Genomic DNA, 13,270 nt, shown 5'->3' on the forward strand with positions numbered 1-13,270 from the left:
AGATTTTGGTAAAACGTGGGAAGAATCCAGAAATAAATTTGATTTCATTCAGGATAGTATTGTAGATGTTCTGGGCGAAATGGATTTCATGAGTGAGGCGGCTGCAAGGAACTGGTGTGAAAAAGCAACGGAACCTTATCGCATTAGCATCGAAAACTTTGCCAAAATGGTTAAGGAATACCTCGACCGGAAAGGCCACAACCATCACATAGTCTTTTTGGTGGATGAGATTGGTCAGTACATAGGTGATGATTCTAAATTGATGCTGAACCTGCAAACCGTGACTGAGGACTTGGGAACGGCTTGTCAGGGTAAGGTCTGGATCGTTGTAACCAGCCAGCAGGATATTGATTCCGTCACCAAAACAAAGGGCAATGACTTCTCTAAAATCCAGGGGCGTTTTGATACCCGCCTTTCACTTTCCTCGGCCAACGTGGATGAAGTGATCAAGAAAAGAATCTTAGCTAAAACCACTACTGCGGAACAGACTCTGCGATTGCTCTATGAGCAAAAAGCAACCATCATCAAGAACTTGATCGTTTTCAATGATGGGGTGGAGAAAAAGCTGTATGCTGATGACAATGACTTTGCTGCTGTTTACCCTTTTGTGCCTTATCAGTTCAACCTGCTTGCAAGCGTGTTGACTTCCATCAGAACCCATGGCGCATCCGGTAAGCATTTGTCGGAGGGCGAGCGTTCCATGATTGCCTTGTTCAAGGAATCGGCGATGAAACTGATGAATGAGCAGGACGGGGCCATGATTCCCTTCAATGTTTTCTATGATGCACTGCACCAGTTCTTGGATCACAGCCATAAGGGTGTTATCACCCGGGCAATGGACAATAACTACATCAATCCTGACCATAAAGCAGATTGTTTCAATGTCAACGTCCTGAAAACCCTTTTTATGATCAAATATGTCAAAGAGATTACCGCCAACATTGATAATATCACCAGCCTGATGATCGCGGAAATTGATACCGACCGTATTGCTTTGAAAAAGCAGGTCGAGGAAGCTCTTAAAGTTCTTGTTCGTCAGATGCTGGTGCAGAAGAATGGTGACATCTATGTCTTCCTGACGGATGAAGAACAGGAAATCAACCGTGAAATTGAAAGTCAGAATGTGGAAATGGCTGAGGTGATCAGCAAGGTTTCCGAGTTGATTTTTGAAGATATCTTCAGCGATAAAAAATACCGCTATCCGGCCTTTAATGGACGGTATAGCTTTGCCTTTAACCAGATGGTGGACGAGCGTCCGTATAAGTCCAACCAGAACTATGATATCGGGGTGCGGGTATTGACCCCAAGCTCCGACTACGGTCAGGAGGAAACAACGCTTCGTATGATATCCGGCCAGGGCAAGGAAGTGCTTGTCGTGCTGCCAAATGACGCTGCCTTTTTGAACGAACTGAGAAGTGCACTGAAAATTGAAAAATATCTACGTCTGACCACTTCTAATGCCCTGGCTAAGTTTGAGCAGATCAAAGAAGCCAAGCGTGTAGAAATGCGTGAAAGAAACGGCAATGCCAAGTTGTTCTTGGTGGAGGCCATGAAGAATGCGAATATCTATGTCAATGGTGACAAAGCACAGATTGGCTCCAAGGAAGTAACTTCTCGGATCAATGATGCCCTTGGCCGCCTTGTGGCCACTGTTTACCACAAGCTGCCTTATATTGATGCGGCGATGAGTGAAGCTAATATCCGGGCCTTATTTAAAACTTCCAAACAGCAGACTCTGACTCTCGAAGGTGGCACAGAACCGAATGTGCATGCCCTGAATGACATGCTTAGCTACATTGCCGGCAATTCCGCCATGCACCTGAAAACCTCTCTGAAAAGCTTAATGGATCGCTTCATGAAAGCTCCTTACGGCTTTGTGGAAGATGATGTGGAATGGCTGGTTGCAAAACTGTTTAAGAACGGCGATGTTTCCTTCACCGTGAATGGCAGCAGTGTTACGCTGCTCAATAAATCGGAGGAAGAAATCGTCCGTTATATCACCAAGAAAGAATACGTGGAAAAGCTGCTCGCCGAACTGCGGGAAAAATCCCGCCCAGAACAGAAAAAGGCTGTTCGCGAAGTCATGAAGGAGTTGTTTGGCGTTTCCAGTGTCAATGATGACGATGATTCGATGATGCGTTCCTTCCAGACCTACAGCCAGAATGTGCTCAATGAGCTGGAGAAATTTGAAATTATGGATAACAACCAGTCTTTGCCAGGCAAAAAGACTGTCGCCACGGGTAAGAGCTTGCTGCGTACGACCATTCAGATTCAATCCCCTATGGAATTTTTTAAGAAAATCCCTTCTGACAGAGACGCTTACCTTGACTTTGCTGAGGATTATGAGCCGGTCAAAGCATTCTTTGCCGGTGAGCAGAAGACCATCTTTGAACGTGCGCTGCGCTTGATGAACATTTACGATGAAAGCAAGACCTTTATTGTGGATGACAGGGTCGAAGAATACGTTGCTGCGGTGAAAGCTATTCTGAAAAAAGAGGCACCGTACAGTGAAATTCCGAAACTGCCAGAACTGTTGGATCACTTTAATGATGCCTATATGCGTGTTCTGACAAGCATGGAAGCTCCAATACTGGCCGCCATTAACGATGCTAGAACCAGGGTGTTTGCAGTTCTTAACACCAAGTCCTATAAGGCAGAGTTCAGCGACCGCTTCATCAGGCTGTTTAGTGAAATTCATGACAAGGCCACCCATTGCAATAATGTGGCGACTTTGCAGAACATTAAAGTGGAAGCGGATGCCCTGAAAGTCCGTCTGCTCAATGAAATGTCCAAGAGGGATGAGCAGATTGCCAAGGATAAAGTCGCCGAAGGAACCTCTCCTTATGTTGATGGCGAAAACCCGGAGCCCAAACCACAGCCTAAGATGAAAAAGCGAAAGAGCATCAGCATCAAGACGATCAGCCTGTCTGCTTCCTGGCAGATTGAGACCGCTCAGGATATAGATAAATATATGGCTGCGCTGAAAGAACAGATTCTAAAAGAGCTGGATGAGGATACGATTGTCAATATTGAGTTCTAGTTTACCTGGGAGAAAACCGCATGAACAGATTATATCAACGTTTTTAGATAATGCATTATTAAACGAAACCAGCAAACTGTTGATTAAGCGAAAACGTTATTAAACGAAATAGCCGTTTTGTTTAATAAGAAATGAGAGTAATCAACAAACTATCCGTTTCGTTGATTAACAAGTTTGCAATGAAATTGGCAAACAGGATTTATTTGTTAAAGAGATTGTTTATGAGGGCTTAAAGCGATGCTGTTTTAAGCAATCCACAAGCAATCAGGAGGAAGCGCAGATGAATAAGACAGCAATTAAAAACTATGCAATATGGGCAAGAAACAAGCTCATCGCAGAGATCACATATAAAGCCGGACTGCTTGGAATCACGGAGAAAGAAATTAATAGCCCTCTGCCCCAGTCCACACAGACAGTTCAGTTTTTTGATATTGGCACAAAGGAGCCGTACTCCATTACCAGTGTGGAAATTGAACAACGTAAAAAGTTGGCTGAGGAAATTCAGCGCAAGGCCAGCCAGACCGATTATAAGACTGCCTATAAAAATCTGGTTGAAGAAGTTGCCTACACTTGGTTCAATCGCCTGATTGCCGTGCGTTTCATGGAAGTAAACGACTATCTGCCAACTCATATTCGGGTACTATCCTCGGAAAGCAGCAATAAGTCCGAGCCAGATTTAGTTACACATCCCATGGATGCTGACTTGGAGTATACTCCCTATGAAAAAGACCGTATTATGCAGCTGAAAAATGACAATCATTTGGATGAGCTTTTTCGTATGCTTTTTATCAAGCAGTGCAACGCGTTGAATGCCATTCTGCCGGAGCTGTTTGAGCGAACTAATGACTATACCGAGCTTCTGATGAATGTAGCTTTTACAGATCAGGATGGCGTGGTATATCATCTGGTACATGATATTTCTGAGGATGACTTTAATGTGTCCAAAGAGGGGCAGGTTGAGATCATCGGCTGGATGTATCAGTATTACAATACTGAACCTAAAGATGAAACCTTTGCTCTGCTTAAAAAGAACGTGAAGATCACGAAAGAGCATATTCCAGCGGCTACGCAGCTATTTACGCCGGATTGGATCGTCCGCTATATGGTGGAAAACAGCCTTGGTCGTTTGTGGCTGGAAGGTCATCCAAACGATGCCCTGAAAGCTGAGTGGAAGTATTATCTGGACGAGGCTGAGCAGGAAGCCGATGTTCAAAAGCAGCTGGAGGTCATCCGCGAGGAATACAAGACTATACACCCGGAAGACATTAAGGTGATCGATCCTTGTATGGGCAGTGGTCATATTTTGGTGTACGCTTTCGATGTGCTGATGCAGATTTATGAAAGCTACGGCTACAGCCAGCGTGATGCGGCTAAGAACATTGTAGAAAATAATATTTATGGTCTGGATATCGACAATCGTGCCTATCAGCTAGCCTATTTTGCCGTAATGATGAAGGCAAGACAGTATAACCGTCGTATTCTCAACGGTGAAACGGATTGCCATGTCTACGTTATTCAGGAAAGCAATGACATCAATCGCAGTCAGCTTCAATACTTTGGCGCTGGCATGGACGAGATAGAGCGAAACACAGCAGCCTTTCATATACAAAATTTGCTGGATACATTTACTGATGCGAAGGAATACGGTTCTATATTGAGTGTCGATCACTATAACTGGGATTTACTTTTTAGTTTTATATGTAAGTTTGAAGATAATGAACAAATGTCAATGGAAACCATAGGTTTGGAAGCTACACAGAAACAACTTAGTGTCCTGCTTAATATTGGAATGGTTATTGCACAGCAATATGATGTGGTTGTTACAAATCCTCCATATCGGGATCTTGATGATATGAATTACAAGTTCGTAGAATGGTCAAAGCAAAATTATGCTGCTTTTAATACGGACTTAATAAGTATGTTTATAATAAAATGTAACTTGCTTTGTAAAAAAAATGGTTATATTAGTATGATTACGACAGAATCGTGGATGTTTTTACCAGCGTATCTAAATATTAGAGAAAATATATTGAATCAAGAGAGTGTAGTTTCTTTATTGCACATGGACATTAAGTTAATGTTGGGATTTTCAACTGTTGCAATAATATTGAGTAAACGAACTCTGAGCTATTATGGCAATTATATTTATATGAACGAAAGAGATTTAGATAATGAAATACCGTTGGTTTTTCCAACCAATAATTCAAGAAATACAGTCTTGTCACATTACGAGTTTTACGAAATGCCAAATTTTGTATTCTCATATTGGTGTTCAGATAAATTAAAAGAAATATTCAAGGATAGTAAAAACATATCTACAAAATTTAAAGTGGATAGCGGTATAAAAACAGGAAAAAATGAGATTTTTTTGAGGAAATGGTATGAGGTTTCTAAATGTAATACTAATAGTGAAGCTCGCAAATATGATGATATTTATTCTAAACAGTATAAATGGTATAGATATAACAAAGGTGGCGGAGTTAAAAAATGGTATGGCAATATTGAATATGTAATTAATTTACATAATAATGCATTCGATATAAAAAATACTGTGTCAAAATCTACGTATAGATTAAGGACATCGGATAATTACTTCAAAAAAAGCATTGCTTTTTCTTTAATTGGTGAAACATTTAGTAGCAAATTATGCACTGAAGGCATGCTGAATGATGTTACCTCGAACGCAGTGTATTTTAATATGAATACAAGTATTGATTATTTTTTGATTGCACTTTTGAATACAAATGTCGTAAATAAAATTCTTAAAATAATTAACCCAACGCTTGGTTTCACAATAGATAGTGTAAATAATGTTCCATATTTACGAAGTGCAATTTTTGAAAATAAGATATGTAATATAGCTAAAGAGAATATAGAAATTTCTAGGCTCGATTGGGATTGTTTTGAAACATCGTGGGATTTTACCAAGCACCCATTAATTAATGGCGATTCTGTGCAATCTGCATTTGAAAATTGGCAGAATGAGTGCAATAATCGTTTCACTCAACTAAAAGAGAATGAGGAAGAATTAAATAAAATATTTATTAATATTTACGGATTACAAGATGAACTTACTCCGGCTGTAAAAGATAAAGATGTAACGCTTTATAAAGCAGATTTAGTAAGTGATATTAAGGGGCTTGTTTCTTATGCTGTCGGATGCATGTTCGGTAGATATTCCTTGGATCTTCACGGATTGGCTTTCGCAGGTGGACAATGGGATAATAGCAAGTACAGTACGTTTATCCCAGACAAAGATAATATAATACCGATCACTGATGATGAATACTTTCAAGATGATATAGTAGGTCTGTTTGTCATGTTTGTTAAGAAAGTATATGGTGAAGAAACAGTTGAAGAAAATCTTGATTTTATTGCAAAAGCGTTGGGAAACAAAGGTAATACATCACGAGAGATTATTCGCAACTACTTTGTTAAGGATTTTTTCAAGGATCATTGCAAAGTTTATCAGAAGCGCCCGATATATTGGCTGTTTAACAGCGGAAAAACTGACGGTTTTAAGGCTCTTGTCTATATGCACCGTTATAATGCAGATACCATTGGCAACTTGCGTATTGATTACCTCCACCGTATGCAGCGTGTGTATGATAACGAGATTTCCAGAATGCAGGAAACCATAGAGAACAGCGGCAATGCCCGTGAAGTGACCGCTGCTACAAAACGGAAAGAAAAGCTTATGAAGCAGCTGAAAGAAACCAAAGAATATGATGAGAAAATTGCTCATTTAGCTCTTGCGCGTATTGCCATAGATTTGGATGATGGCGTGAAGGTCAACTACGAAAAAGTCCAGACAGGTACCGACGGCCAGAAGCTTGAAGTGCTGGCAAAAATCTAATGCAGAAAGGAGGTTTGTGTTATGGCCGAATTGAACCTCAAACAAATCACCGACAAACTCAATGCTGAATTTACCGGAGAAACCAGAAAACTAGTTTTCTGGTATGATGATAAAGCGGAGTTCACTGATGATATTGATACACTGGAGCTGGTCAATGCCAAGGTTTATCACTTGGAACAGGATAACCAGTTCTATACTAAATACTTTCTGGAGCGTCAGGATCGTACGACCAACTATCTAATTTATGCTCCATTTCCACGGCCAAATGTGCGAGATAATCATCTGGAGGATACACTGCTTTATTCTAAGCAGTTCTTCGCAGACCGGGCATCCTTGCTCACCGCTGACCTCGGAATTGATGCACAGTACAAACCAGTCATTCAAAAATATATCAAGTTCTTTGGAGCCAAGGAGCGCACTCAGCGATTCTATGATTTGGAAATTGAGAACTTTACCAGAGAAACCATTGAAGTGGCGCTGATGAGCGTGCTCTGCAAGACCAGAACTGCCTTTTTCGATGAGGTTGTGCGTGTTGTCCTGACGGATGACAGCCTTGAAGACAATAAGTTCCTTGCGGAGTTTGAAAAATACGATCTGCTTGCTGCCTTCTGGCGGCTTTGCGAGGAACAGTTTGGCTATACCGACGTGAAGCCGACCCTGGAGAAGCTGACCATTACTATGTTTGTGACCTATACAGAACGATATCTTCATGGTGAGCCGCCCCAGGCCTGGAAAAGCTTTGTGTCCTATAAATCCGGTAATATTATTGCATTTCTGGATAGCCTTATGAACAACGTGCTGTACCGAGCGAAATATAATGAAATCTCAGCCTATGTTGCCAATGGGCTGAATGTAGCTACTGCGTTTGAGACTTATAAGCCGGAGGATCTGCTTGCATGTGATACCTTTGCGGTAATAGATCGTTTTATGATCAGTTGGGTGAATGACAGACTTTTGAACGAGGATAGCGGGGCAAAGCTGGGTGACCTCACTATTCCTGCGGTTTGTCAGGAACGCCGCAAAAAGCATTTCGGAGAAAGCTGTCAGGTTAAGTATCTTCTTTTAGAAAATGCCTATTATTTGATTTTGGCAGCCAACTATCATGGCCAAGACAGCTTCAAAGGCATTGTGGATCAGTACCTTGCTTCCGACTGCTTGATTGATAAGCACTATCGAAAGTTCTATTACTATTATAATCAGCTAAGTGAAAACACATTTTTCGAGAAACTGCGTGACTTGATTGAGAATATCTACACCAATGAATATCTCTCTAAGGTGCTTACCAAATGGAACTCTTGTCTGGTTAAAGAGGATAGGTTGCCTGTCCTACCATTGCAGCGCAATTTCTATAATCAATATATCCGTTCCAGCAAGGATCGGGTCGTTGTGATTATTTCTGATGCCCTGCGCTATGAAGTGGGGCGTTCGCTTTTCTTGAAATTGCAAGACGACGAAAAATGTACCGTTAAATTGAATGCCATGCTGAGTGTGCTACCATCATATACAAGGCTGGGGATGGCTGCTCTGCTGCCGCATAAGACGTTGGAAATGACCGATGATTACAAGGTGCTGGTTGATGGGATGCCTTGCGATGATTTGAAGCAGCGTGAGGCAATCTTAAAAAACTATGCGTCTAACAGCCGGTGCGTTCAATTTGATGCTGTAAAAACGATGAAAAAGGCTGAACTGCGAGAGATATTTACCGGTATGGATGTGGTCTATATTTACCACAACCAGATTGATGCCCGTGGGGATAAGCCGAATACAGAAAATGAGGTCTTTACTGCCTGCGAAGAAGCAATTGATGAAATCTTTGCGTTGATTAAGCGTCTATCTGTCAGCGCCAATACCCAGCATTGTATCGTGACAGCGGATCATGGCTTTATCTATAAACGGGACAGGCTGCAAGAAAGTGATAAGATTGCCAATGCTGCCGGTAAGGAAGCCCTTGTCAACCGCCGCTTTATCATCTCAGAACAACCAGTGCAGGATGATGGAGTTGTCTCCGTCTCGATGGGCAGAATCCTTGATAACAGTGACAATAAAGTGGTATCTTTCCCGGTCAGCTCCAATGTGTTCAAGGTAGCCGGGGGTGGCCAGAATTATGTCCATGGTGGCTCTTCGCCGCAGGAAATGATTGTGCCTGTGATTGATGTGAAGACGGAAAAAGGACATATGGAAACCCGTCCGGCGCAGATTATGCTGGTCAGCATGGTTCAAAAGATCACGAACCTGATTTCTTCCTTAGATTTCATTCAATCGGAACCGGTCAGTGATGTGGTCAAGGCAACCAGCTATAAGGTCTTCTTTATTTCCGAAGACAATGAGAAAATCTCCAATGAGTGTATCTATGTTGCAGATAAAAAGGATGTTGATCCGCAAAAGAGAATCTTCCGGCTGAGGTTCAACTTTAAAAATAAACAGTATGATAAGGCCAAGCGATATTATCTGGTGGCTTATGATGAAAAGAATGATTTGGCAGTCTTCCGGCATGGTGTGGTAATGGATATTGCTTTTGCCGATGACTTTGGCTTTAGCGTATAAGGTGGTGAGCGCATGAGTGAGTTGGAACAAGGAACTGGCAACGGTACAGATGACTTGTTAGAAAAACTGCATACCTATTTTGCCGGTAAAATAGTCCGCAAAGACCTGACTAAAAAGATCAAAGAAGGTGCCAATGTTCCGGTCTATGTGCTGGAATACCTTCTTGGGATGTATTGTTCTTCTCGGAACGAGGATGAAATTGAAGCCGGCGTGCAAAACGTCAAGCAGATTCTGGCTGAAAACTATGTGCGGCCGGATGAGGCTCAGAAAATCATCTCCAAGCTTCGTGAGAGAGGCAGCTACACTGTCATTGATAAAGTGTCCGTGAAACTGAACTATAAAAGTGACATCTACGAATCTGAGTTCTCCAATCTGGGCCTTAAGAATGTTCCGATTGCCGAAAAGTACGTTTCCGATTATGAACGGCTGCTCTGCGGCGGTATCTGGTGCATTGTCCAGATGGAATACTTCTATGATGAAGCGGATAAAAACCGTAGTCCGTTCATTATTCGTAAGCTGACCCCGATTCAGATGCCCAGCCTGGATATCGAGGAAGTTAAGACAGCCAGAGCGAATTTTTCCGATGAGGAATGGCTTGATCTGGTCCTGAGAAGTACCGGCATGGAGCCTTCCCAGTTTGATAAGCGGGTGAAATGGCTGCACTTAGCCAGACTGATTCCCCTGATTGAAAATAACTATAACCTGTGCGAACTTGGCCCGAGAGGCACGGGTAAATCCCATATCTACAAGGAAATCAGCCCAAACAGCATTTTGATTTCTGGCGGCCAGACCACAGTGGCCAACCTGTTTTATAACATGGCGAATAAAACGGTAGGCCTGGTTGGCATGTGGGATTGTGTGACTTTCGATGAAGTGGCCGGGATCAAATTCAAGGATCAGGACGGCGTGCAGATCATGAAGGATTACATGGCTTCCGGCTCTTTCGCAAGAGGAAAGGAAGAAAAAAACGCCTATGCTTCCATGGCGTTTGTGGGCAATATCAATCAGAGTGTGGATGTGATATTGAAAACATCCCATCTGTTTGAACCATTTCCGGAGGCGATGGCAAATGATACAGCTTTTCTGGATCGTATGCATTGCTACATCCCGGGCTGGGAAGTTCCAAAATACAGGCCACAGTATTTCACCGATGACTTTGGCTTCATCACGGATTTTTTCTCGGAAATCATGCGGGAGTTGCGGAAGATTTCCTATGCAGATGCCTATGAAAAATACTTTAAGCTGGGGAACAATTTGAACCAGCGGGATGTCATTGCGGTAAAGAAGACCGTATCAGGGCTGGTGAAGCTGCTCCACCCCGACGGTCAGTTTACCAAAGAAAATGTAGAAGAAATTTTGAGGTTTGCGTTGGAGATGCGTCGCAGGGTAAAGGAACAGATGAAAAAGATTGGCGGCATGGAATTCTACGACGTGAATTTTTCCTATATTGACATTGAGACATTTAATGAAGAGTTTGTTCCCGTCCCTGAGCAAGGTGGCGGTAAGCTCATACCGGAAGGCATGGGAAAACCTGGGCATATTTACACGGTATCTCATGGCAAGTCTGGCATGATCGGCGTTTACAAATTAGAAATGCAGATGTCTACAGGAACCGGTAAATTTGAGCGAACTGGGATTGGTTCAGATCGTGAAGCAAGAGAAGCTGTTGATACGGCCTACCGTTATCTGAAAGCCAACAGTAGAAACATTAGTGCCTCGATCAGCACGACTACGAAAGATTATCTGATGAATGTTCAGGACTTAAATGGTATTGGCATGACTAAGTGTCTGACCTTACCAGCCGTGGTTGCCATCTGTTCCATTGCCTTACATAAGCCAGCCATCAGCAGTGCTGTTATGCTGGGTGATTTAAGTATTGGCGGCACCATCAAGAAGGTTGAGGAACTCGCCAACACTTTGCAGGTATGCTTGGATAGCGGCGCCAAGAAGGTTCTGCTTCCAATCACTTCTGCGGTCGATCTGGGAACCGTGCCTTCTGATTTGATTGGCTGCTTCAATATCATCTTCTACCAGAGTGCGGAAGATGCGGTGTTTAAGGCGTTGGGGGTAGAGTGATTTGTTAAAAAGTAAACTCAGAAGTGGGTCGACTGGATCATTCTAAAAAGGAAAGGGTGTAAGGTTTCGTGCAAGAAATACTATAAAGGAGATTCTGTTTTAGCGGGAAATTGCGCTGGGGTATCCGTTGAGTCGATTAAGTAGGCCGAAGAAACGAAAATAGGTCGCTGTCAGGACTAGGGTATTGTTTGATACTGGTACAAAGCCTCATGCATAGCGATTGGTCATAATAAACAAGGAGGATATTAAAGATGGGATTAAATGATTTTACAATAACTAAAGAGAGGGCATTGCCTATTTTTATATTAGCGGATTCTAGCGGAAGTATGGATGGAGTAAAGATTCAGGCTGTCAATAAAGCGATTCAAGACATGATTGCTACATTGAGGAATGTTGATGATATAAGAGGTGTTTTTGAAATAAGTATCATCACATTTGGTGGTAAAGTGCTAATACAACAGTACCCTACAAATGTAGATGAAATTATATTTGAAGAATTGACAGCGGACGGAAAGACACCAATGGGTGAGGCTATATCTGTTGTTACAAATATTATTGAGGATAGAGGAATAGTTCACTCTAAAGATTACTTGCCAACGATTGTTCTATTAAGTGACGGCTATCCGACAGATTTCCCAGGTGGACAGAATGCATCAATAGAAGAATATTTGAAATGGAAACCCATAGAAAAACTGCATAGTATGCCAAGAAGTTCTAAGTGCCTCAGAGTAGCTATGAGTGTTGACGATGGTACTGATTTGAATATGCTAAAAGCCTTTTTGAACAATGGCACAAAGCCGATGACGGCTTCGGATGCTAATGAAATATCCAAGCTCTTTAAGTGGATAACTATGTCAACAATTAGCAGAATGACAAGTGTAAATCCAGATGATATACAGAGCTTTTTAAAATTTGATAGTAATGCAGAAGATGATGAGATATTGATATGATAAATTATGACATTAGTGAAACGGAATACGGGAAGATATTTCTTTATACTAGACGCGGAAGCAATCATGTGGCAGCAGGTTTAGAAAACCAAGATTCCTTGGGCGTATTCACTAATAAGGGGAAAGGAATTGCTTTTGTAGCTGCCGATGGTGTCAGTTCATGCAGTAACTCTAAGCAAGGTTCTGAGTTTGCTGTTACAGTTGTTTCGGAGCTACTTGATGCAATTGTTTGCAAAGAAATCAACATTGAAAATGAAGATGCTATTAAGAAATTTATTGTTCAGAGTTGGAAATCAAGGATAAGTGGCAATTGGAATAATTACGCAACCACTTTAAACTTCGCAATAGTAATTAGCAATAAAGTTTTACTTGGCAAAATTGGAGATGGAACTATTATTGCAAAGTTAGAAGGCAATAATTATCTGTTACGTGATGAAGATTCGTTTTACACTACAGAAACCTATGCTTTGGGAGAAGCAGTACTTAAGGCCTCCATATTATTAGAAGTAATTAAAATTGATAACTTAGATAATTCTGGCATTATTTTAATGACGGATGGTATAGCAAAAGAAATAGAGCCTGGTAGTGAATATGATTTTCTGGACTATATTCGCCAATTAGGAAAAAGTAATGAGAAGCAAGTGGAGATCGAACTAAAAGCATGGGCCCAGGTTTTAGATACAAAAAATGGTGATGATAAGAGCATTGTCATTGGGATACTGGAGGATTACACAGATGAATAATCTGGAAGGGAAGCTGATTACATCTACGAGCGGCACTAAGTATTTGCTTACAGATATTGTA

Annotated in this window: 6 protein-coding genes; all 6 read left to right on the forward strand. The window is 41.7% G+C overall.

The window, feature by feature from the left end; all coding sequences use genetic code 11:
- Nucleotides 1–3,040: BREX system P-loop protein BrxC (brxC, locus tag AC6I5A_RS00750; protein ID WP_034610577.1), on the forward strand; the 3,040-nt coding region annotated here is incomplete at its 5' end.
- 280 nt (nt 3,041–3,320) lie between these two features.
- Nucleotides 3,321–6,896, forward strand: a complete 3,576-nt coding sequence (gene pglX / locus AC6I5A_RS00755) for a BREX-1 system adenine-specific DNA-methyltransferase PglX (protein ID WP_034610578.1) — start codon at nt 3,321–3,323, stop codon at nt 6,894–6,896.
- A 21-nt stretch (nt 6,897–6,917) separates the two neighbouring features.
- Nucleotides 6,918–9,440, forward strand: a complete 2,523-nt coding sequence (pglZ, locus tag AC6I5A_RS00760; protein ID WP_034610579.1) for a BREX-1 system phosphatase PglZ type A — start codon at nt 6,918–6,920, stop codon at nt 9,438–9,440.
- Between the two features lie 12 nt (nt 9,441–9,452).
- Complete coding sequence (brxL, locus tag AC6I5A_RS00765) at nt 9,453–11,516, forward strand: protease Lon-related BREX system protein BrxL (RefSeq protein WP_034610581.1); 2,064 nt, start codon at nt 9,453–9,455, stop codon at nt 11,514–11,516.
- Between the two features lie 251 nt (nt 11,517–11,767).
- Nucleotides 11,768–12,466, forward strand: coding sequence for a VWA domain-containing protein (locus tag AC6I5A_RS00770; RefSeq protein ID WP_052167801.1), 699 nt, complete (start codon nt 11,768–11,770; stop codon nt 12,464–12,466).
- Nucleotides 12,463–13,209, forward strand: a complete 747-nt coding sequence (locus AC6I5A_RS00775) for a protein phosphatase 2C domain-containing protein (RefSeq protein ID WP_034610583.1) — start codon at nt 12,463–12,465, stop codon at nt 13,207–13,209. The genes AC6I5A_RS00770 and AC6I5A_RS00775 overlap by 4 nt, the downstream gene beginning before the upstream one ends.
- Nucleotides 13,210–13,270 lie beyond the last annotated feature (61 nt).

The sequence above is a fragment of the Desulfosporosinus sp. Tol-M2 genome, from assembly GCF_059735615.1.